Raw genomic sequence first — 20,255 nt, 5'->3', positions numbered from 1 at the left:
CTCAAGACTCCCGTGCTTGCATCAGGGCGCCGAACAGGCTGCTCGCCCCGAGCCGGAATGTTTTTGCGCTCACCCAGTCGGCCCCCATGATCCGGTCGGCCAGCGCGAGATAGGCGCCGGCATCGGCGACGCTGCGCAGGCCGCCCGACACCTTGAGGCCGGCGGGGCGGCCGCTCGCCCGGATCTCGGCCAGCATCGCCGCAGCGGCCTCCGGGGTCGCCGAGACTGGGCTCTTGCCCGTGGAGGTCTTCAGGAAGTCGGCCCCCGCCGCCAGCGCCAGGCGGCTCGCACGCCGGATCGCGTCGGGATCGGCGATCTCGCCGGTCTCCAGGATGACCTTGAGGGATGCGGCTCCGCAGGTGTCGCGCACCGCCTCGATCATGTCGCGGGCGGTGTCCGCATCGCCGCGCAGGAAGGCGCGATAGGGCAGGACGAGGTCGATCTCGTCGGCGCCGTCGCGCAGGGCCTCGGCGGTGTCGTCGGTCGCCCGGGCGCAATCCTCGCCCCCGGCGGGAAAGTTGATCACCGTGGCGACCCGGATGCCGCTGCCCTTGAGCGCCCGGGCGCCCTGCGCCACGAAATGCGGCCAGACGCAGATCGCCGCGACGCCGCCGCTGCGCGCATCCCGGCACAGGGCCTCGATCTTCGGCTCGGTGCAGGTCTCGGTCAGGTCGGTGAGATCGAGGAGCGGCAACGCCCGGCGGGCGACCGCACCGGCATCGGGTTCATCCATGTTCGGTCTCCTCGGCGGGCAGGCCGGCCACGAAGGCCCGGAGCAGGCGGCCGAGATCCGCCGCGGCGCGGGCCGCCACCGCCTTGGTCTCGGCGTGATGGGGGGCGCCCCCGGCGATCCCGGCGGCGAGGTTGGTCACCACCGACACGGCCGAAACCGGCAGGCCGAGGAAGCGGGCCAGGATTACCTCGGGCACGGTGGACATGCCGACCAGATCGGCCCCGAGGATGCCGGCCATCCGGACCTCGGCCGGGGTCTCGAAGCTCGGGCCGGAGAACCAGGCGTAGACGCCCTCCGTGAGCGGAAGCCCGCAGGCCCCCGCAGCCGCCCGGAGCTGGGCGCGCAGATCCGAATCGTAGGCCTCGGTCATCGGCACGAAGCGGGCGTCGCTCGCCTCGCCGATTAGCGGGTTCATCCCCGACAGGTTGATGTGGTCCGCGAGCAGGACCAGGCTGCCGGGGCCGAGCTCCGGCCGCAACGACCCGGAGGCGTTGGTCAGGAGCAGGCGCTTTGCGCCGAGTCCGGCCGCGCAGGCGAGCGGCACCCGCATCGCCGCCGCGTCGCCCCGCTCGTAGGCGTGCGCCCGGCCCTCGAACACCAGCACCGGCCGGCCATCGAGGCGTCCGCGATGCAGCCGGCCGCCATGGCCGCTGACGCCGGCGCCGGGGAAACCGGGGATCCGGCCGTAATCCAGGGCGGTCGAATCCTCGAGTGCGGCCGCGATGCCGCCGAGCCCGGTGCCGGTGACGAGGGCGCAGGCGTAGCCGCCGCCGAAACCCGCGGCCCGCAGCGCGTCGAGGGCGGCGGCCTCAGTCACCCAGCGTCTCCGGCCCGAACGATTCGGGCAGCAACGCCGCCAGCGTGAAGGTCTTGGCGACGCGGTCCGGCCCGGCGGCGTGGATCGGCGTGTCCGGCCCGGCGAATTCACGGATGCGCTGGCGGCAGGCGCCGCAGGGCGTCACCAGGCCCGCGCCGTCGCCGCAGACCAGGATCTCGGCGATGCGCCGGCCGCCGCCCGCGATCATCGCGGCGATCGCCCCGGCCTCGGCGCAGGTGCCGACCGGGTAGGCCGCGTTCTCGACATTGCATCCGGCATGGATCGCGCCGTGCTCGTCGCGCAAAGCCGCCCCCACCCGGAACCGGGAATAGGGCGCATGGGCCCGTTCGCGCACGGCCCGCGCGGCCTCGAACAGGGCCGTCAGCCCGTCATTCCGTTGTGCTGAATCGGCTGCCTGCATGGCCGATCTTTGGCACCCGGCGGGGCGCCCTGTCGAGGGCCGGGTGCGCGGGCAGGTCTTCCGGTGGGACGCGCCGGCTCACAGGCGTCGACAGCCCAACCCCGTCATGCCGGGCTCGCCTACGGCGCCCCGGAATGACACGGCCGATGCTCAAGCGTCCCCGCGCGAATCGCTCAGCGCGCGGCCGCGTCGGCCCCGAGCAGGCCGGCGGCCTGACGCAGCACGGCGTCGTCCTGCGGGCCGCTCAGCGCGTAGGCGGTGTCGCCGGCGTTCCAGGACAGGAGGGCGCCGTCATCCGAGCCCGTGAGGGCGGCCGGACCGCCGCGCAGGCCCCGGGTCGCGAACAGCGAGGCCTCACCGAAGGTGCCGGCCTCGAAAGCGATCTCGATGCCGGTACCGTGGCGGCCGGGGAAGATCTGGATGTCGCGCACCTGCCAGCCGGCCGGCAGCGGCGGCAGGTCGATGCCGGTGACCGATTGGAGGCGGGCCCGGTCGTAGGCCGGATGGTCGCCCTGGTTGGCGATGCTCTTGCGCAACTGGGCCACGGCGCGGGCCTGGCGGGCATCGGCGATCAGCGCCGGATCAGGGGTCGCCGCCAGGGTGTCGGGCACGCCGAAGCGACCGATCTCGTCATGGGCGAGCCAGCCCGCGCCGACCAGCACCGCGATGGCGGCGGCGCGCTTGAGCCGCGAGGCGACCCGGTGCCAGCGCAGGTTGCGGTCGAAGCGGCGCGCCAGGACGACGTTGCGGTCGGGTCCCGGCCCGGGCAGGCGCCCGAAGGCGGCCCGGAGCGCGTCGCGATCGTGCAGGTCGGCCATCACCTGGGCGGCGGCCCCGGGATGGGCGGCCAGATGCGCCTCGACGTCGAGACGGCGCATCGGGTCGATCTGCCCGTCGACGAAAGCGATGAGATCGTCGTCTGTGATCGGATCCATCATCGGTGAAGTCCTCGGTTCCAGCGTGCCGCCGGGGCGGATCCGCCGGTCGTCATCGTCATAGGTGCCGGCTCTGCGATGCCGGCCTCGTGCGGGCCCGATGCCTCAGGCATCACCCGCGGCGCGTTTCAGGGGCGGCCGGTCCCGCGACTCGTCGGAGGTGACGAGGCGCAGGCCGGTGAAGGTGCCGCGCCGCGCATCGGGCCGGCTCGCCTCGGTCTCGGCCTCGGTCTTGGCCCGGCTGCCCTCCTCGAAGGCCCGGAGCGCCGCCCGGCCGCGGCCGAGGCGGGACATCAGCGTGCCGATCGGGATGCCGAGCACCGCGGCGGCGTCGGCATAGGCCATGCCTTCGAGTGTCACGAGGTGGAGCGCGGCGCGCTGCTCCTCCGGCAGGGTCAGGAAGGCCTGCCGGATCTGGGCGAGGCGCACCCGGCCCTCCTGGGCGGGGGGCGCCATGTCCTCGCTCATCCGCACCAGCGCGTCGGCGTGCCGCGCCTCGACCTGGCGGCGGCGCTGCTCGTCGATGAAGGCGTTGTGCAGCACCGTCATCATCCAGGTGCGCAGGTTGGTGTTCGGGCGCAGGGATCCCTGCATCTCCAGGGCGCGCACCAGGGTATCGTGCACCAGGTCGTCCGCCCGCAGCGCGTCGCGGGTGAGCGAGCGGGCATAGCGCCTCAGGGGCACCAGCAGATCGACGATGTCCGGATGCTTGTGCTTGTCTGATGCCATAGGGTGTGAACGCGGCAGGCCGGGCGTTTAATCCCGGGCCTCCGCTTTGCGGCCGCGGGACCCGGTCAGGCCTGATCGAGGGTGGCGGCGATGCCTGAGACCATCCGGGGATCGGTGGGCTCGACCTGCGTGGCGAAGGCGGCGGCCAGCGAGCCGTCCCGGGCGATCAGGTACTTGTGGAAGTTCCAGCGCGGCGTCTCGCCCGGCCGCTCCGACGCCGCCCATTGGTAGAACGGATGAGCGCCCGGCATCTTCACCCGGGTCTTGGCGGTCAGCGGGAAGGTCACGCCGTGGTTCTTCCGCGCGGCCTCCGCGATGGCCGGCCCGTCGAGCGGTTCCTGGTTGCCGAAATCCGGTGACGGCACGCCGATCACCGTGAGGCCCCGGTCGCCGAAGCGGGTCCACAGGGTCTGCAGCCCGGCGAGCTGCCCGGCATAGCCGCAGGCGGTGGCGGTGTTGACCACGAGGATCGGCCGGCCGGCATAGGCCGAGAGCGGCATCGCGCCGCCCTCCGGATGCTCGAAGGCGAAGTCGGTCGCCCGCCCGGAGGCGGCGCGGGCCGCGCCGGCAATCCCGGCACCGAGCCCGGCACCGAGCAGGATCAGGGCCTCGCGGCGCAACAACGTCATGGCGGCCTCGCAGGGTCACGGGCGCTGGCACGCCCGAGCAGGATCTAGGGCGCGCCGCGGAAGATCCCAGCACCGGGATCCCGAAGCGCCCGCGGCCCTTCGGCGGGGTTCGGAGCCCCGCGCTTCGCCTAGGCGGCCCGCACCGTGTCGAGGAAGCGGTGGACCTCCACGTCGAGCCGCTCGGCCTGGACCGAGAGCTCGGAGGCCGAGCCGAGCACCTGGGTGGCTGCGGCCCCGGCCCCCTCGGCGGCGCTGGCGACCCCGGCGATGTTGGCCGTGACCTCGCCGGCCCCGAACGCCGCCTGCCCGACGTTCCGGACGATCTCCTGGGTGGCCGAGCCCTGCTCCTCGATCGCCGCGGCGATCCCGGTGGACAGCCCGCTCATCTCGGTGATGCGGCCGACGATGACGCCGATCGCCTCCACGGTCTCCCCGGTCCAGGACTGGATCTCGCCGATCTGCCGGGCGATCTCGTCGGTGGCCTTGGCGGTCTGTCCGGCCAGTTCCTTGACCTCGGTGGCGACCACCGCGAAGCCGCGACCGGCCTCGCCGGCCCGCGCCGCCTCGATGGTCGCGTTGAGGGCCAGCAGGTTGGTCTGCGAGGCGATGCCGCTGATCAGGTCGACCACGGCGCCGATCTTGGCGGCACGGTCGCGCAGGCTGCGCACCAGCTCCGCGGATTTCCCGGCCTCGGTCACGGCGGCGTCGGCGAGGTCGGCCGAGGCCTGGACCTGGCGGCCGATCTCGTTGACCGAGACGCCGAGTTCCTCGGCCGCCGCCGCCACGGTGTTGACGTTCGAGGCCGCCTCCTCGGCCGCCGACGCCACCGTGGTCGACTGGGCGGCGGTCTCCGTGGCCGCGGCGCTCATGGTCTCGGCGGTGGATTTCAGATTCGTCGCGGCCGTGGTGACGGCGCGCACGATGCCGCCGACCGCGCTCTCGAAGGAGGCGGCCATCTCGCGCATCGCCGCCTTGCGCTGCGCCTCGAGCCGGGCCTGGGTCTGGGCGGCCTCCTCTTCCAGGGCCTTGGCGCGGGCGAGTCCGTCCCGGAAGACCTGCACGGCCCTCGCCATGGCGCCGATCTCGTCGCGGCGCCCGACCGCCGGGATCTCGGTGGAGAGGTCGTTGGCGGCGAGCCGGGTCATGGCCTGGGTCATCTGGTGGATCGGCTTGCCGATGCCCTTATGCAGGGCCAGCGACCCGACCAGGGCGGTGACGACGATCAGGCCGAGGCCGATCAGGTTGGCCGCCCGCGACGACGCGATGGCGGTCGCCGAGGCGGCGCTGCGCACCTTCAGCAGGTCCTGCTCGACCTGCGCGATCTCGGCCGCCTTCGCGCGCACGGCGTCCATCACCGCCTTGCCGACCCCCGAGCCTTCGAGGCGCCGCGCTTCCTCCCGGGTCGCCGGATCCTTCATCAGGGCAAGCTCGCGGTCCGCCACCTCGGCGCTCCAGCGCTCGACCAGCGCCTTCAGCTCCATGAGGCGCGCGGGCTGGGTGGGGTTGTTGGCCGTGAGCTTGCGCGCCGCCTCCCAGGACGCCGCGAAAGCCCTCCGCCCGGCCTCCTCGGGCTCGAGGAAGCGCGGATCGGCGGAGATCAGGTAGCCGCGCAGGGCGGTCTCCCGGTCGATCATCGCCACGACCGTCCGCTCGACCTCCGCCAGCACCTCGTGGGTATGGACGGTCCAGGCCTCGGCGTCCTCGATCAACCCGATGTTGCGCAGCGAGATCGCCGAGGCGCCGGCGGTGATCGCCAGCATCAGGGCCATGATCAGCGCGATCTTCACGCCGGTCTTGAGGTCGATCAGACGAAATCCCACGGCCCGTCCTCCCAGGAACAAGAATCACCGCGCCCTGTCGGTCTTCGGTGAAAGGTCCGAGCTAGCGCAGCTCCATGAAAGATATCTTACGCCCGGGAATTTCTGCTTTATGGCCGCAAATCAGACGGGCAATTAAGCGCCATATGACGCGAATATACAGCACTTATTGAACACCGGCCCTCAAATCGACCGCACCGACACCTGACAAAACTCGATCCCAGCGCCGGAGATACGGATTTTTACTGATACGCATCCCGCAGATTGAGCGTACAGGCCTGGCCGATCGTCCCGTAGGTCTCGGCGAGCCAGGCCTGCGCGGCCGCGCGGCCCTTGTCCCGCAGGCGCTTGAACACGGTCCAGCGCGCGTCGAGCTTGGAGGCGGCGTTGTAATCCTCCAGCGCGTCGGTCCCGTCGATGCGGTGCACCAGGACCCGGCGGTAGCCCCCCTGACCGAGGGTGCCGTCCTCGATCAGGCCGTCGATGAAGTCGATCGCCCGCAATTCCCGCATCAGGTTGGCGTTGAAGGTGATCTCGTTGAGCCGGTCGCGGATCTCGCTCTCCGTGCGCGGGGTCTCGCGCCGCTCGACCGGGTTGATCTGGACCAGCACGATGTCGCGCGTCTGGGCGGCCCGGTGCAGCGGGTAGAGCGGCGGGTTGCCGAGATAGCCGCCGTCCCAATAGGGCACCCCGTCGATTTCCACGGCCTGGAACACCGTCGGCAGGCAGGCCGAGGCCATCAGGTGATCGACGGTCAGGCGCTCGCGCTCGAACACCGCGAGCTTGCCGGTCCAGACATTGGTCGCCGAGACGAACAGGCCCGCGGTCTCGGCCTCGCGCAGGCGCTCGAAATCGATCTGCTCGGCCAGCGCCTTGCGCAGCGGGTTGATGTTGAGCGGGTTCGACACGTAGGGGCTGGGCGAGAGCATCTTGGCCCAGAATTCGGCCACCGGGTTGCCCTTCCACAGGTTGAACAACCCGCTGACGAAGTTGCGCTGCGTCGGCCCGAGATCGCCGTCGAGGCTGACCTCGCGCCAGAACCGCTCCAGCCCCTCCCGGGCGCCGTCCGGCCCGCCCTTCAGCCAGCCGTCGACCATCACGACGCCGTTCATCGCCCCGGCGCTCGCTCCGGTCACCGCCTCGAAGGCCAGGCGCCCGTCCTCGATCAGCGCGTCGAGCACGCCCCAGGTGAAGGCCCCGTGCGCGCCGCCGCCCTGCAGGGCCAAAGCCACCGGCTTCTCGGCGCGGGGGCCGGCGAGGAGCTGGTGGGCCGGCTGCACCGCCAAGGGCTCGATCCCATCCGAGACCGGAATTTCGGGGACGGCGGTCGCCGGGTTGTGCGGCTCACCGCCGTGGGGGTGCTCGCTCATGTCGGCCTCCAGGAACAGGATCCCGTAAATGGGATGCTGCACTGCAACATCAACCGCGCCGGGGCCGCCCGCCGGTCCGAGACCCGGCCGGACCGCGCGATTCGGCAACAGGGCGAACGAAAACCGATGTCGCGCCCTCGGCAAACTCGACATCCGCGGCCAGATACGACATGACAGCCGCGATGCTGTCATGCGTGGCGTCGGCTTGACGCTGCGCGGCGTCGTCCGCAGCTAAGTGCGGTCGGCCCGCAGCCCCGAAGCTCCGGCGAGGCGCGCGCCGCGAAACGCCCGGCCGGCCTCGAAAGGCTCCGGCGCTTCCGCAAAGCGCGCCCGCGAAGGTCCACGATGGAAGTCATGGAAGCCATCCGCTCCGAGAATCCCGCCCCCGAGTCCCTGCTGACCAGCGGTGGTCCGGAGATCGCCGGCCCCACGCCACGCCACCGCACCGTGGGCGTTACGGTCGGCGAGGGTGAAGGCGCGGTCACGGTCGGCGGCGGCGCCCCGATCGTCGTGCAGTCGATGACCAACACCGACACCGCCGACATCGACGCGACGGTGGCGCAGGTCGCCCAGCTCGCCCGGGTCGGCTCGGAGCTGGTCCGCATCACGGTCGACCGGGACGAGGCCGCGGCCGCGGTGCCGAAGATCCGCGAGCGCCTGGACCGGATCGGCGTGCACGTGCCGCTGGTCGGCGACTTCCACTATATCGGCCACAAGCTGCTCGCCGACCATCCGGCCTGCGCCGAGGCCCTGGCGAAGTACCGGATCAATCCCGGCAATGTCGGGTTCAAGGAGAAGAAGGACACCCAGTTCTCCTCGATCATCGAGCAGGCGATCAAGTACGGGAAGACCGTGCGGATCGGCGCCAATTGGGGCTCGCTCGACGGCGAGCTGCTCACCCACCTGATGGACGAGAACGCCAAGCTGCCGCGGCCGATCGATGCCCGCGCGGTGATGCGCGAGGCGATGGTGCGCTCGGCGATCGGCTCGGCCGACCGGGCGGTGGCGCTGGGCCTGCCGCAGAACAAGATCATCCTGTCGGCCAAGGTCTCGGCGGTGCAGGACCTGATCGCGGTCTACCGCGAGGTCGCCCGCCGCTCGGATTACGCGATCCATCTCGGCTTGACCGAGGCCGGCATGGGCTCGAAGGGCCTGGTGGCCGCCTCGGCGGCGATCGGCGTGCTGCTGCAGGAAGGGATCGGCGACACGATCCGCTACTCGCTGACCCCCGAGCCGGGCGGCGACCGGAGCGTCGAGGTCAAGGCGAGCCAGGAGCTCCTGCAGACCATGGGCTTCCGCACCTTCGTGCCGATGGTCGCGGCCTGCCCCGGTTGCGGGCGCACCACCTCGACCACCTTCCAGGAGCTGGCCCGGGACATCCAGAACTGGATCGTCACCTCCATGCCGGAATGGAAGAAGACCTATCCGGGCGTCGAGGGCCTGAACGTCGCCGTGATGGGCTGCATCGTCAACGGGCCGGGCGAATCGAAGCACGCCGATATCGGCATCTCCCTGCCGGGCACCGGCGAGACCCCGACCGCCCCGGTGTTCATCGACGGCAAGAAGGCCATGACCCTGCGTGGCGCGACGCTCGCCAAGGACTTCGAGAACGTCGTGATCGACTACATCGAGCGCCGATTCGGCCAGCAGGGCGGCGGCACGCGCACCGCGGCCGAGTAGCGCGACGCAGGTCGCGCCGGGCGGCTGGGCGATCACATCAAAGAACGGCAGCGAAATAAATCACCCCGTCATCCCGGGGCGCCGCAGGCGAGCCCGGGATCCAGATCCGCTGACGGCGCAAGATCTTGCTGCACCTATGTATCTGGATCCCGGGCTCCGCTTCGCGGCCCCGGGATGACAAGGTGAGTGATTGAAGGGTGGGAGTTTCCTGAGACCAAGGAAGAAGGATACTTGCTTCTGCCGAACGCCCACCAAATCCGAAACTGCGACTGAGCCGGTCGCCTCCGCGTCCACCCAAACCCCGATCTTCGCAATGCCCCCGGTTCCCGGCCGCCCGAGGCCGTGATAGCAAGGCCGCACGATCCCGTGAGTGGTCGGCCTGGTGGCCGGCCCGCGTGGTTCGGCGGAGTTTTCGCGTCCTCCTGCCCGGCCCCACCAGGCCCCTGAGCCGACCCGCGAAACGCCGGCCACGCCCGAGCCTCCGACATCCCGCATGAGCCAGACCTTCGCACCCGGCGTAGCAGCCCAGCCCGTGCCCGCGGCCTCTGACGCCCCGCCCGATTCCGCCCCGGCGGTCGGCGAGACCGGCGGCACCGGCCCGGCGCAGGGGCCCGCGCCCGGCGGCGCCCTCGACGCCCCCGAGAAGGCCGAGACCCGCCACGGCCATGCCGGCTTCTGGACCCTGCTGGTCGGCTCGGTCGGCGTCGTCTACGGCGATATCGGCACCAGCCCGCTCTACGCCTTCCGCGAGGCGCTGGTCCCGGCCCGCACCGACGGCATCCTGCTGCCCGAGGAGGTGATCGGCACCGTCTCGCTGATCCTCTGGGCGCTGTTCCTGATCGTGACGGTCAAATACGTCCTGATCCTGCTGCGCATGGACAACAACGGCGAGGGCGGCATCCTCTCGCTGATGGCGCTGGCCCGGAAGGCGCTCGGCGGCTCGCGCATCGTGTTCATGCTCGGCCTGCTCGGCGCCTCGCTGTTCTACGGCGACGCGGTGATCACCCCGGCGATCTCGGTGCTCTCGGCCGTGGAGGGGCTGAAGCTCGTCACCCCGGCGCTGGACGATTACGTGCTGCCGATCACGGTGACGATCATCGTCGCCCTGTTCCTGGTGCAGAACCGCGGCACCGCCAAGGTCGCGGCCTTCTTCGGGCCGATGACCATCGTGTGGTTCCTGGCCATGGCGCTCGCGGCCCTGCCGCATATCGGCCTGCACCCGGAGGTGTTCCGCGCCGCCAACCCCTGGTACGCGGTGCATTACCTGCTCGGCCACGGCACCGGCGCGCTGGTGGCCCTGGGCGCGGTGTTCCTGGCGGTGACCGGCGCCGAGGCCCTGTTCGCCGATCTGGGGCATTTCGGCCGCAAGCCGATCCAAGTCGCCTGGGTCTGCCTCGTGTTTCCGGCGCTCGCCCTGAACTATCTCGGCCAGGCCGCCCTGGTGCTGGAGAAGCCCGACACCGCCGACCCGTTCTTCCAGCTCGTCCCGGCCTGGGGCCTTCTGCCGATGGTGGTGCTGGCGACTTTGGCCACCGTAGTGGCGAGCCAGGCGGTGATCACCGGCGCCTTCTCCCTGTCCCGGCAGGCGATCCAGCTCGGCCTGCTGCCGCGCCTCGAGATCCGCCACACCTCCGAATCGCATGCCGGGCAGATCTACCTGCCGCAGATCAACGCGCTGCTGATGATCGGCGTCGTGCTGCTGGCGGTGCTGTTCAAGACATCCTCGTCGCTGGCCTCGGCCTACGGGATCGCGGTGACCGGCACGATGCTGCTCACCGCCTCGATGACCTTCCTGGTGATCTGGCGGATGTGGGGCTGGTCGCCGGTGGCCGCCGCCCTGGTGATGCTGCCCTTCATCGTGGTCGAGTTCCTGTTCCTGCTCTCCAACCTGATCAAGGTGGTCGAGGGCGGCTACGTGCCCCTGATCCTGGCCGGCGGCCTCGTGATCCTGATGTGGACCTGGGTGCGCGGGGTCACGATCCTGTTCAACAAGACCCGCAAGACCGACGTGCCGCTGGTCGAGCTGGTCGGCATGCTGGAGAAGAGCCCGCCCCACCATGTGCGCGGCACCGCGGTGTTCCTGACGAGCGACCCCGAGATCGCCCCGGCCGCGCTCCTGCACAACCTCAAGCACAACAAGGTGCTGCACGAGAAGAACGTGATCCTCACCGTCGAGACGGTGGACACGCCGCGCTCGAACGAGGCCGACAAGGTCCGGATCGAGCCGGTGGGGCCGCATTTCTTCCGGGTGGTGATGAAGTTCGGCTACATGGAGACGCCGAACATCCCCAAGACCCTGGTGCTGCTGCGCCGCCAGGGCTTCAAGTTCGACATCATGGCGACGTCGTTCTTCCTGTCCCGCCGCTCGATCCGCCCGGCGACCCATTCGGGCATGCCGCTCTGGCAGGACCGCATCTTCATCACCCTGGCCAAGAACGCCAACGACGCGACGGACTTCTTCCAGATCCCCACCGGGCGCGTGGTCGAGGTGGGCACGCAGGTGACGGTGTAGCGCCGGCCCTGGTGTAGATCTGCGCGTGCGATTATCTACATCGCTCGTCGAGGGCGAACCGGCATGCCGATCATCGTCAACAATCCCGAAGCCGATGCGCTGACGCGCCAGTTCGCTGCCCTGGCGGGAGTCGGCATCACCGAAGCGATCGTCATCGCCATGCGGGAGGCGATCGCGCGCAGGCACCAGGGGGAGACGCCGCAAGCGACCGCCGCACGGTTGCGCGAGAAGCATGGAATCACCCTCGGCGAGGCCGCCCGGACGCCCCTCCCGCGTGATGTCTACGACGCGATGTGGGAAAGCCGCTGATGTTCGTGGATGCCTCCGCGCTCGTCGCCCTGCTCGCGGACGAGCCGGAGGCCGGCCGGATCTCTACCGCGCTCGCCTCGGCCAACCGGTGCAGGATCTCGCCCGTCGCGATCCTGGAAACGGTGCTGGCCCTCGCGCGGCCCGACAAGTTCGACATGACGGTCGAAGCCGTCGGGCCGATCGTCCTCGAATTCCTCGAAGCCCGAGGCATCGAAATCTGCGATCTTCCCCCCGCCAACGCGACGACGGCCCTCGCCCTGTCGGCGGCGCATCGATACCGGGCAGGCCGTCACGGTCTCAATCTCGGCGACTGTCTCCACTACGCCGCAGCGCGGTTCTTCAACGTGCCGATCCTCGCCACGGCCGACGAGTTCCGCAGGACGGATCTGGAGACGGTCCCGTAACGCTCCGCCAATGGCGGTGCCGGGTTTCCAAAGGGCTCAGCCCTTTGGCGGGGTTCGGGGGGCGGAGCCCCTGTGTGATCGGCAGGGCTCTGCCCTGCACCCGCAAACGGTCACCGACCTTTTGAAACCCTGATCGTCACGGCGGCGCGAACAGGTTCTCCGCCATGAAATCCACGAAGACGCGGATCTTCGGCGCGAGCTGGCGGCTCGACGGCCAGAGAATGCGGAAGGTGCCGCAGCGATGCACCGCACCGTCCAGCACGCTCATCAGCGTCCCGGCCTCGATCTGCGCGCGAACCGCGAAATCCGGCAGGCAGGCGATGCCGAGGCCGCGCTCGGCCAGGCAGACCAGCGGCTCGATGGTGTTGGACGTCGCCGCGGTGCGCAGCTCGATCGGATCGCCCGGATCCGGCAGCCAATCCTCCAGCCGGCCTGTGGTCGGGAAGCGATGGCGCAGGCAGCAATGCCCGGCGAGGTCCCCGGGCGATTCCGGGATTCCGTGGGCCGCAAAATAGGCCGGCGCGCCGACCAGCTTCAGGTCGTAGCTGCCGAGCACCCGGGTCATCAGCCGGGAATCCCGGGCCTCGCCGGTGCGGATCACCGCGTCGAACCCCTCGTCGATCACGTCGACCAGCCGGTCGGTGAAGTCGAGGTCGAGCTCGATCTCCGGCCAGGCTTCCATCGCGCCCGCATGTGCGCCGCCGCACGCGGCATGTCCCCGGCGCGGGCCTCCGGCGGCGTGCCGCATCCACCTTGCGTTGCACAAGACTCCCGGGGTGGATTAGAATTCTTCCTATTCTGAACCCAGAGGCCCGTTCGTCGGGTTAGCCCGCACAGGCGGATGCGTGGACCGGACGACCGGTCGGCGCCTCTGGCTCGGCTCGGACCCGACTGAACGCCGTCCCGGCGTCGCCAGACAGGATATTTCGATGATCAAACTCACCGTGAACGGGGCTGCGCGCAGCTTCGACGGCGATCCCGACATGCCGCTGCTGTGGTACTTGCGCGACGAGCTGGGCCTCACCGGCACCAAGTTCGGCTGCGGCGTGTCGCTGTGTGGCGCCTGCACGATCCATCTCGGCGGCGCGGCGACCCGGGCCTGCATCACGCCGATCTCGGCGGCCGCCGACCAGGAGGTCGTGACCATCGAGGGCCTGTCGCCCGACGGCAACCACCCCGTGCAGGTGGCCTGGCGCGACCTCAACGTCGCCCAGTGCGGCTACTGCCAGTGCGGCCAGATCATGCAGGCCGCCGCGCTGCTCAAGGACACGCCGAAGCCGTCCGATCAGGACATCGACGACACGATGAGCGGCAACATCTGCCGCTGCGGCACCTATCCGCGGATCCGCGCGGCGATCCATCAGGCCGCCGGCCAGACGGCGCCCGCCGGCAAGGGAGAGCGCCTGTGATTCACGACGCCCAGATGATGGCCGAACTGGCCAACGCCAAGCCGACCGCCAAGCCGGTGCTCGCCAATGTCAGCCGCCGCGGCATCCTCGGCGGCGCCGGTGCCCTGGTGCTCGCCCTGTCCCTGCGCGACGCCCGCGCCGACGAGGGCCAGACCGCCGAGCAGAAGGCCCAGAAGTTCGGCGCCGACGGCATGCCGCATGGCTGGCGCGACGACCCGAAGATCTTCGTGTCGATCGCCCCGGACGGCACCGTCACGGTGACCAACCACCGCTCCGACATGGGCCAGGGCGTGCGCACCTCCGTGGCGCTCACCGTCGCCGACGAGCTCGAGGCCGACTGGCCGAAGGTGAAGGTGGTCCAGGCCTGGGGCGACGAGCAGCGCTTCGGCAACCAGGACACCGACGGCTCGCGCTCGCTGCGCCACTTCTTCCAGCATTTCCGCCATGCCGGCGCCGCCGCGCGGCTGATGCTGATCGAGGCCGCGGCCAAGCAATGGGGCGTGCCGGCCTCCGAGGTGACGGCGGCCAACCACACGCTCACGCATGCCAAGTCCAAGCGCAGCCTCGGCTACGGCGCCGTGGCGCAGGCGGCCTCCGAGCTGCCGGTTCCGACCAACGTCACGCTGAAGAACCCGAAGGATTTCCGGTACATCGGCACCGGCAAGATTGGGCTGATCGACAATCTCGACATCACCACGGGCCGGGCCGTCTACGGGCTCGACACCAAGCTCGACGGGATGCTGTACGCGATGGTCGCCCGTCCGGCGGTCTATGGCGGCAAGGTCAAGTCCTTCGACGACACCGAGGCCAAGAAGGTCCCGGGCGTCGTCAAGATCTTCAAGATCGACGGCGGCGAGATCCCGAGCGAGTTCATGCCGCTCGGCGGCGTCGCGGTGGTCGCCAAGAACACCTGGGCTGCCCTGAAGGCGCGCGACGCGCTCAAGATCACCTGGGATGACGGCCCGAACGCCGGCTACGACACCGACGTGTTCCGCAAGGAGCTTGAGGCCGCCGCGCGCAAGCCCGGCAAGGTGGTGCGCAACCAGGGCGACGTCGACGGCGCGATGGCCAAGGCCAAGACCAAGGTCGAGGCCGAGTACTTCGTGCCCCACCTCGTCCAGGCCCCGATGGAGCCCCCGGCCGCCGTGGCCCGGGTCAAGGACGGGTTCTGTGAGGCCTGGGCCTGCACGCAGGGTCCGCAGGCGGCTAACGATCGCCTGATGAAGGCGCTCAAGCTGCCCGACGACAAGGTCAAGGTGAACGTCACGCTGCTCGGCGGCGGCTTCGGGCGCAAGTCCAAGCCGGATTACGTGGTCGAGGCCGCCCTGTGCTCGCAGGCGGTGGACGGCGCGCCGGTCAAGCTCGCCTGGACCCGCGAGGACGACATCCACCACGGCTACTACCACACGATCTCGGTGGAGCGCCTGGAGGCCGGCCTCGACGAGAAGGGCATGCCGGTGGCCTGGCTGCACCGCTCGGTGGCGCCGACGATCGGCTCGATCTTCGCGCCCGATCCGAAGCACGAGCTGCCGTTCGAGCTCGGGATGGGTCTGGTGAACACGCCGTTCAACCTGCCCAACGCCCGGATGGAGAACCCGGAGGCCGCCGCCCATGTCCGGATCGGCTGGTTCCGCTCGGTCTCGAACATCCCCCACGCCTTCGCGATCCAGTCCTTCGTGTCGGAGCTGGCGCATGCCGCCGGCCGCGACCCGAAGGAGTACCTGCTGGACCTGATCGGCCCGGCCCGGACAATCGACCCGACCTCCATCGGCGACGTCTGGAACCACGGCGAGGATCCGAAGCTCTACCCGATCGATACCGGCCGCCTGCGCGGCGTGATCGAAGCCGCCGCCAAGGGCGCCGGCTGGGGACGGCAGATGCCGAAGGGCCGCGGCCTCGGCATCGCCGGCCATTACAGCTTCGTCACCTATACGTCGGTGGCGGCTGAGGTGGAGGTCGACGACAAGGGCCAGGTGAAGGTCCACGCCATCGACATCGCGGTCGATTGCGGGCCGCAGGTGAACCCGGAGCGCATCCGGTCGCAGATGGAAGGCGCCGTGGTCATGGGGATGGGGCTCGCCCTCACCTCCGAGATCACGTTCAAGCAGGGCCGGGCCCAGCAGAACAACTTCGACGGCTACGAGATCATCCGGATCGACGCCGCCCCGAAGGTTGTCCGTGTGCACCTGGTGCCGACCGGCTCCTATGACGGCCCGCTCGGCGGCGTCGGCGAACCCGGCGTGCCGCCGGTGGCGCCGGCCATCGCCAACGCGGTCTTCGCCGCCACCGGCCGGCGCGTGCGGCAATTGCCGATCCGCGACCAGCTGAGCGCCTGAACCGCACTCCCTCGCGATGCGTTGGGGGACTGGGGACCTGATCCCCGGCCCCCCGACATGAGAGAGTTCGACACGATGATGCGTCCCGCCGCCTTCACGGTTTCCGTCACGGTGCCCCTGGCCCTGGTCATGATGGCGGCCCCGGTCCTCGCCTCCCCGTGCTCGGACAAGATCGACGCCCTGTCCAAGCGGGTGACGTCGGAGGCGACCGCCTCGATCTCGGCCTCGACCAGCGGCCAGGGCAACGCCGCCAAGCGCGGCGGCGAGGGCATGACCGGCACCGAGGGCGAGCGCGCCAACGAATCCCCCCAGGCGCCGCCCGAGAAGTCGGCCCAGGCCGGCGAGGGCGCGGATGCCGCGCAGCAGGCCAAGGTCGCCTTGGATGAGGCACGGACCGCCGATTCCAAGGGCGACGCGCAGGGCTGCGAGGCCGGCGTGGCCCGCGCCGAGAGCCAGCTGAAGAAGGCGCCCTGAGGCGCTGCCGGTTCGGCGTAGCACCGGTGCGATGATGCCGTGGCCGCCCGGGAGGCGGGCTGGCTGCGGTGCTTGCAGATCTACCTAGGGACGGGGCGCCGTGCCCCCTCTGCCGTGCGGGCTAGCGGGTTCACAGAACGCGGTCCGGACGGTTCTAGGCCGCAAGAGATGTCTCTCCGAGGCCGACACACACCTTCCCTCCCCCCTCTGCGGGGGAGGGTGGCCCCCGAAGGGGGTCGGGAGAGGGGAGCGACGCGGCAGAACAGGGCTTTGCCCGTTATGCCCGTCATGCCGGCCGCGCCCTGTCCTGAACCCGGGTTCCCCTCTCCCGACCCTCGCTCACGCGAGGCCCACCCTCCCCCGCAGAGGGGGGAGGGAGGCGCGCTTGGGGCTAGCCTCGGCCTGTATCCGGCAGCGATGTGTGAACATCGCAGCCCATCCGGGAGACGAGACCCGTGCCTCGTTCGGAACCGGGTGGATCCCCGAGGTCCGCGGGGATCGGCGCCGCGTCCCGATCGGTGAAACGCGGTCGGGGATCGCTCCGGCGGCGGCATCGCTCATCTCGGAGGTCACGATCCCCGGTCCCGGCGGCTAGGCGGCCGGGACGATCCGGGGCGGCGCGAAGCCCGCCCCGCGCGGCGACCTCAGGCGGCCGCGGCGGCGAGCGCGTGGGGGTTGCCGTTCAGACCGGCGCAGAGGTCGTCGATCTCGGCGAGATCCAGGGCGTCCCCGGCCCGGGACGCGATGGTGTCGATCAGGTGGTCCTGGCGGGGGTCGAACGGATGCCCCTGCATCCGGTAGAACTGATAATAGCGCAGGGCCGCCAGGACGGTGTCGCGCTCGCGGGCGGTTACGGTGAAGTGCTGCATGGGTCTTTGTCTTCCCCTTGTGGCTTCAACGAACGCTTGGGCGGGCCGCGACGCCGAACCCAAGCTTGACCGTTGTAACCGGTGGGCAACTGTCCGACCAGTTCTTGACAGCTCGCGCGGATGTGATTCGCATCATTTAAGACTCTGGTCCTGTCGCGAGGGACGGGCTCCCGAATCGAAATCGTTTACCCTCTCAACGGTTTGCAGCGATCCGGCGGGTCACAGCCCGAGATCGGCGAGAAAGCGCGGCAGCGCCATGCTGGCCGGCCCGTAGCGGGCATCGTCGAACGCATCGGCGTTGTCCGAGGGCTCCAGGTTGATTTCACAGGTGGGAATGTTGCGGGCCCGAGCCTCCCGCACGTAGCCCGCCGCCGGGTAGACCGCGCCCGAAGTCCCCACGGCCACGAACAGGTCGGCGGCGGCAAGCGCATCCTCGATCGCGTCGAGATGCATCGGCATCTCCCCGAACCAGACCACGTCCGGCCGCATCCGGCCGACGCCCCCGCAGGCCGGGCAAATCGAGGCCCGGTCGAGGTCGTCGCGCCAGGGCGTGACCGTCCCGCAGGCGGTGCAGCGGGCCTTGAGCAGCTCGCCATGCATGTGGACGACCGCGCGCGATCCCGCCCGCTCGTGCAGGTCGTCGACGTTCTGCGTGCACAGGAACAGGCGCCCGCCCCGCGCGGCCAGCCGCGCCTCGGCCCGGGCCAGGGCGACATGCGCCGCGTTGGGCTCGGCCGCGATCACGCCGCGGCGGCGATGGTCGTAGAAGTCGAGCACCGTGTCGGGATCGGCGGCATAGGCCTCCGGGGTGGCGAGCTTCATCGGGTCGAACCGCGCCCAGATGCCGCCGCGGTCGCGGAAGGTACCGAGCCCGCTCTCGGCCGACACGCCCGCCCCGGTCAGCACGAAGATGTTGTTCGGATCGCCCATGCCGTATCCTCCGTGTATGGCCGGATATGTCCGCTGGTTGGCTGTACGGTTTCTTTCGTCCGCCCTGTCAGAGCGTGATCCTGCCGCTCGCTTTACCAAGCGGGAGACACGAAATGTCCGATGTTGCGTTGCTGGTCATCGATGTCCAGGAGTCCTTCCGTCACCGGCCGTTCTGGAGCGAGGCGGATGTGCCGCGCTTCACCGAACGCCTGCAGGCGCTCATCGACGGCGCGGTCGCGCGCAAGATTCCGGTGCTGCAGGTGTTCCACGTCGCGGAGACGGGTCCCTTCTCGGTGGAGTCCGGCCATGTCCGCACCCTGGAGCCCATCGTGATCGCGCCGGACGCCATCTTCCACAAGCGCCGGCACAGCGCGCTGGTCGATACCGGGCTGGCGGGCTGGCTGACAGAGCACGGGATCCGCCGGCTGATCGTGTCGGGGATCCGCACCGAGCAATGCTGCGAGACCACTACCCGCCACGCCTCGGATAGCGGCTGGCAGGTGGATTACGTCACCGAGGCGACGCTGACCTTCGCGATGACCCACCCGGACGGCCGCCGGTTCATGGCAGACGACATCAAGGCCCGCACCGAGCTGGTGCTGGTGGACCGCTTCGCCCGCATCGCCACGGTGGAGCAGGCGCTGGCCGGCCGGGACCTGCCGGTCGCCGCATGAGCGCGGCGGCGCGGCGCATTCCGGTCCTGGTGGTCCTGCCGCCGCGCACCCTGCTGCTCGACCTCGCGGGGCCCATGGAGGTCCTGCGCATCGCCGGGGCGGCCCAGGAGCGGGTCGCGTTCTCGGTGCGCTACGTGGCGCCGGCCCCGCGCACCCGCTGCTCGATCGGGCTGGATCTCGGCGGGACCGAGCCGCTGCCGGATTCGATCCCGCCGGGCACCGTGGTGCTCGTGCCGGGCGCGGCGTCCCGGGTGCTCGGCGGCGCGGCCGATCCGGACGATGCGGCCGCCCAAGCGCGGATCGTCGACTGGCTGCGCGGCGCGGTCCGGCCGGGCCACACCCTGGTCACGGTCTGCGAGGGCACCCTGCTGGCGGCCCGGGCCGGACTGTTCGACGGCTATGCCTGCACCACCCACCACGCCAGCTGCGCCCGGCTTGCCGCCCTGGCGCCCCGGGCCCGGGTGCTGGAGAACCGGCTGTTCGTGCAGGACCGGGACCGGTTCAGCAGCGCCGGCGTGACCGCGGGCGTCGACCTGATGCTCCACCTCGTCGCCGAATGGGCCGGCCCGGCCGCGGCTTTGGCGGCGGCCCGGACCCTGGTGGTCTATATGCGCCGCGGTGCCGACGACCCGCAGCTCTCGCCCTGGCTCGAAGGCCGCAGCCACCTGCATCCTGTGGTGCATCGCGCCCAGGACGCGATCACGGCCGAACCCGCCCGCGCCTGGTCCCCCGAGATCCTCGGCCGCCTCGCCGGAGCGAGCCCGCGCAACCTCGCCCGGCTGTTCCGGATCCATGCCGGAATGACCGTGACCGATGCGGTCAACCGCGCCCGGATCGCGCTCGCCCGGGACCTGATCGCCCAGACCGACCTCGCCCTGGAGCAGGTCGCCGACCGCGCGGGCTTCGGCTCCGCCCGGCATATGCGTCGGGTGTGGCGTGAGTTCCACGAAGCCGCCCCCTCGACTCTCCGAACCCGAGTCTCGGTTTCGAAAGGTCCGTGACCTTTCGCGGGTCCAGGGCAGAGCCCTGGTGTCGGGCTTGGCCCGATGCATCGGGGCTCCGCCCCCCAAACCCCGCCAAAGGGCTGAGCCCTTTGGGAACCCATGCCGTGCGCACTCTGGACCCTGCCGGATGGCTGTGCCCTCCTCGCAGCGTCCGAATCGGCGCGGACGATGCATCCGTCCGTTCCGACAGGCGCCCGTGGGCG

General features: G+C 70.7%; 20 protein-coding genes. 9 read left to right on the top strand and 11 right to left on the bottom strand.

All coding sequences use genetic code 11. The annotated features are described in order from the left end of the window. Position 1: 1 nt before the first annotated feature. From deoC to LGR69_RS24655, 8 genes are all read right to left on the bottom strand, one after another. Positions 2–733 (bottom strand): deoxyribose-phosphate aldolase, encoded by a 732-nt coding sequence (gene deoC, locus LGR69_RS24690; RefSeq protein WP_007560353.1) that lies wholly within the window; start codon positions 731–733, stop codon positions 2–4. Next, on the bottom strand, positions 726–1,550 hold the full coding sequence (locus LGR69_RS24685; protein ID WP_230367659.1) for a purine-nucleoside phosphorylase: 825 nt from the start codon (positions 1,548–1,550) through the stop codon (positions 726–728). Before LGR69_RS24685 ends, deoC begins: the two co-directional genes overlap by 8 nt. Beyond that, complete coding sequence (locus tag LGR69_RS24680; protein WP_091864017.1) at positions 1,543–1,971, bottom strand: cytidine deaminase; 429 nt, start codon at positions 1,969–1,971, stop codon at positions 1,543–1,545. The genes LGR69_RS24685 and LGR69_RS24680 overlap by 8 nt, the downstream gene beginning before the upstream one ends. A 173-nt stretch (positions 1,972–2,144) precedes the next feature. Next, a complete protein-coding gene (locus tag LGR69_RS24675; protein ID WP_007560359.1) occupies positions 2,145–2,909 on the bottom strand; it encodes an anti-sigma factor family protein in 765 nt (254 codons plus the stop codon). A 102-nt stretch (positions 2,910–3,011) separates the two neighbouring features. Next, positions 3,012–3,635 (bottom strand): sigma-70 family RNA polymerase sigma factor, encoded by a 624-nt coding sequence (locus LGR69_RS24670; protein ID WP_007560362.1) that lies wholly within the window; start codon positions 3,633–3,635, stop codon positions 3,012–3,014. 65 nt (positions 3,636–3,700) lie between these two features. Beyond that, positions 3,701–4,264, bottom strand: coding sequence for a glutathione peroxidase (locus LGR69_RS24665; protein WP_091864019.1), 564 nt, complete (start codon positions 4,262–4,264; stop codon positions 3,701–3,703). A 128-nt stretch (positions 4,265–4,392) separates the two neighbouring features. Further along, positions 4,393–6,033, bottom strand: a complete 1,641-nt coding sequence (locus tag LGR69_RS24660; RefSeq protein WP_370881400.1) for a methyl-accepting chemotaxis protein — start codon at positions 6,031–6,033, stop codon at positions 4,393–4,395. 290 nt (positions 6,034–6,323) lie between these two features. Continuing rightward, positions 6,324–7,451, bottom strand: coding sequence for a patatin-like phospholipase family protein (locus tag LGR69_RS24655; protein WP_091864064.1), 1,128 nt, complete (start codon positions 7,449–7,451; stop codon positions 6,324–6,326). Between the two features lie 345 nt (positions 7,452–7,796). Here LGR69_RS24655 and ispG point away from each other — a divergent pair, with 345 nt between their 5' ends. The 4 genes from ispG to LGR69_RS24635 all read left to right on the top strand — a co-directional run bounded on the left by ispG (position 7,797) and on the right by LGR69_RS24635 (position 12,356). Continuing rightward, positions 7,797–9,131, top strand: coding sequence for a flavodoxin-dependent (E)-4-hydroxy-3-methylbut-2-enyl-diphosphate synthase (ispG, locus tag LGR69_RS24650; protein ID WP_230367657.1), 1,335 nt, complete (start codon positions 7,797–7,799; stop codon positions 9,129–9,131). 493 nt (positions 9,132–9,624) lie between these two features. Beyond that, positions 9,625–11,643 carry a potassium transporter Kup gene (locus LGR69_RS24645; RefSeq protein WP_091864021.1) on the top strand — a complete coding sequence of 673 codons (2,019 nt, stop codon included), beginning with the start codon at positions 9,625–9,627 and terminating at the stop codon, positions 11,641–11,643. 63 nt (positions 11,644–11,706) lie between these two features. Next, complete coding sequence (locus tag LGR69_RS24640) at positions 11,707–11,952, top strand: type II toxin-antitoxin system VapB family antitoxin (protein WP_230367656.1); 246 nt, start codon at positions 11,707–11,709, stop codon at positions 11,950–11,952. Continuing rightward, positions 11,952–12,356, top strand: coding sequence for a type II toxin-antitoxin system VapC family toxin (locus LGR69_RS24635; protein ID WP_230367655.1), 405 nt, complete (start codon positions 11,952–11,954; stop codon positions 12,354–12,356). Before LGR69_RS24640 ends, LGR69_RS24635 begins: the two co-directional genes overlap by 1 nt. A gap of 136 nt (positions 12,357–12,492) precedes the next feature. Here LGR69_RS24635 and LGR69_RS24630 read toward each other — a convergent pair whose 3' ends face one another. Then, complete coding sequence (locus LGR69_RS24630) at positions 12,493–13,038, bottom strand: LysR substrate-binding domain-containing protein (protein ID WP_230367654.1); 546 nt, start codon at positions 13,036–13,038, stop codon at positions 12,493–12,495. 247 nt (positions 13,039–13,285) lie between these two features. On the opposite strand from LGR69_RS24630, the gene LGR69_RS24625 reads away from it, so the two are divergent. From LGR69_RS24625 to LGR69_RS24615, 3 genes are all read left to right on the top strand, one after another. Further along, positions 13,286–13,765: a (2Fe-2S)-binding protein gene (locus tag LGR69_RS24625; RefSeq protein WP_007560376.1), complete on the top strand. Its 480-nt coding sequence runs from the start codon at positions 13,286–13,288 to the stop codon at positions 13,763–13,765. Further along, positions 13,762–16,101 carry a xanthine dehydrogenase family protein molybdopterin-binding subunit gene (locus LGR69_RS24620; RefSeq protein WP_230367653.1) on the top strand — a complete coding sequence of 780 codons (2,340 nt, stop codon included), beginning with the start codon at positions 13,762–13,764 and terminating at the stop codon, positions 16,099–16,101. Before LGR69_RS24625 ends, LGR69_RS24620 begins: the two co-directional genes overlap by 4 nt. A gap of 75 nt (positions 16,102–16,176) precedes the next feature. Next, entirely contained in the window at positions 16,177–16,575 is a 399-nt protein-coding gene (locus tag LGR69_RS24615) for a hypothetical protein (protein ID WP_230367711.1), read from the top strand. Positions 16,576–17,219: 644 nt separating this feature from the next. On the opposite strand, the gene LGR69_RS24610 is transcribed toward LGR69_RS24615, so the two are convergent. Together LGR69_RS24610 and LGR69_RS24605 are read right to left on the bottom strand one after the other, a co-directional pair. Continuing rightward, positions 17,220–17,444: a hypothetical protein gene (locus LGR69_RS24610; protein WP_230367652.1), complete on the bottom strand. Its 225-nt coding sequence runs from the start codon at positions 17,442–17,444 to the stop codon at positions 17,220–17,222. A gap of 219 nt (positions 17,445–17,663) precedes the next feature. Beyond that, the gene (locus LGR69_RS24605; RefSeq protein ID WP_230367651.1) at positions 17,664–18,374 is read right to left on the bottom strand and encodes an SIR2 family NAD-dependent protein deacylase; all 711 of its coding nucleotides are present in this window, start codon (positions 18,372–18,374) and stop codon (positions 17,664–17,666) included. 113 nt (positions 18,375–18,487) lie between these two features. Between LGR69_RS24605 and LGR69_RS24600 the strand changes: the two genes are divergently transcribed. Together LGR69_RS24600 and LGR69_RS24595 are read left to right on the top strand one after the other, a co-directional pair. Further along, the gene (locus LGR69_RS24600) at positions 18,488–19,048 is read left to right on the top strand and encodes an isochorismatase family protein (RefSeq protein ID WP_230367650.1); all 561 of its coding nucleotides are present in this window, start codon (positions 18,488–18,490) and stop codon (positions 19,046–19,048) included. Then, positions 19,045–20,049, top strand: coding sequence for a GlxA family transcriptional regulator (locus LGR69_RS24595; RefSeq protein ID WP_230367649.1), 1,005 nt, complete (start codon positions 19,045–19,047; stop codon positions 20,047–20,049). Before LGR69_RS24600 ends, LGR69_RS24595 begins: the two co-directional genes overlap by 4 nt. The last annotated feature ends 206 nt before the right edge of the window (positions 20,050–20,255 follow it).

Origin of the sequence: Methylobacterium brachiatum (assembly GCF_020523825.1) — a bacterium.
GTDB lineage: Bacteria > Pseudomonadota > Alphaproteobacteria > Rhizobiales > Beijerinckiaceae > Methylobacterium > Methylobacterium brachiatum.
This window is presented reverse-complemented; position numbering and strand designations above follow the sequence as displayed.

Bases quoted from the DNA above. Each gene is read 5' to 3' on its own strand.
- deoC (WP_007560353.1), bottom strand. From the start codon at position 733: ATGGATGAACCCGATGCCGGTGCGGTCGCCCGCCGGGCGTTGCCGCTC.
- LGR69_RS24680 (WP_091864017.1), bottom strand. From the start codon at position 1,971: ATGCAGGCAGCCGATTCAGCACAACGGAATGACGGGCTGACGGCCCTG.
- LGR69_RS24675 (WP_007560359.1), bottom strand. From the start codon at position 2,909: ATGATGGATCCGATCACAGACGACGATCTCATCGCTTTCGTCGACGGG.
- LGR69_RS24670 (WP_007560362.1), bottom strand. From the start codon at position 3,635: ATGGCATCAGACAAGCACAAGCATCCGGACATCGTCGATCTGCTGGTG.
- LGR69_RS24665 (WP_091864019.1), bottom strand. From the start codon at position 4,264: ATGACGTTGTTGCGCCGCGAGGCCCTGATCCTGCTCGGTGCCGGGCTC.
- LGR69_RS24660 (WP_370881400.1), bottom strand. From the start codon at position 6,033: ATGGCCCTGATGCTGGCGATCACCGCCGGCGCCTCGGCGATCTCGCTG.
- LGR69_RS24655 (WP_091864064.1), bottom strand. From the start codon at position 7,451: ATGAGCGAGCACCCCCACGGCGGTGAGCCGCACAACCCGGCGACCGCC.
- ispG (WP_230367657.1), top strand. From the start codon at position 7,797: ATGGAAGTCATGGAAGCCATCCGCTCCGAGAATCCCGCCCCCGAGTCC.
- LGR69_RS24645 (WP_091864021.1), top strand. From the start codon at position 9,625: ATGAGCCAGACCTTCGCACCCGGCGTAGCAGCCCAGCCCGTGCCCGCG.
- LGR69_RS24640 (WP_230367656.1), top strand. From the start codon at position 11,707: ATGCCGATCATCGTCAACAATCCCGAAGCCGATGCGCTGACGCGCCAG.
- LGR69_RS24635 (WP_230367655.1), top strand. From the start codon at position 11,952: ATGTTCGTGGATGCCTCCGCGCTCGTCGCCCTGCTCGCGGACGAGCCG.
- LGR69_RS24630 (WP_230367654.1), bottom strand. From the start codon at position 13,038: ATGGAAGCCTGGCCGGAGATCGAGCTCGACCTCGACTTCACCGACCGG.
- LGR69_RS24625 (WP_007560376.1), top strand. From the start codon at position 13,286: ATGATCAAACTCACCGTGAACGGGGCTGCGCGCAGCTTCGACGGCGAT.
- LGR69_RS24615 (WP_230367711.1), top strand. From the start codon at position 16,177: ATGATGCGTCCCGCCGCCTTCACGGTTTCCGTCACGGTGCCCCTGGCC.
- LGR69_RS24610 (WP_230367652.1), bottom strand. From the start codon at position 17,444: ATGCAGCACTTCACCGTAACCGCCCGCGAGCGCGACACCGTCCTGGCG.
- LGR69_RS24605 (WP_230367651.1), bottom strand. From the start codon at position 18,374: ATGGGCGATCCGAACAACATCTTCGTGCTGACCGGGGCGGGCGTGTCG.
- LGR69_RS24600 (WP_230367650.1), top strand. From the start codon at position 18,488: ATGTCCGATGTTGCGTTGCTGGTCATCGATGTCCAGGAGTCCTTCCGT.
- LGR69_RS24595 (WP_230367649.1), top strand. From the start codon at position 19,045: ATGAGCGCGGCGGCGCGGCGCATTCCGGTCCTGGTGGTCCTGCCGCCG.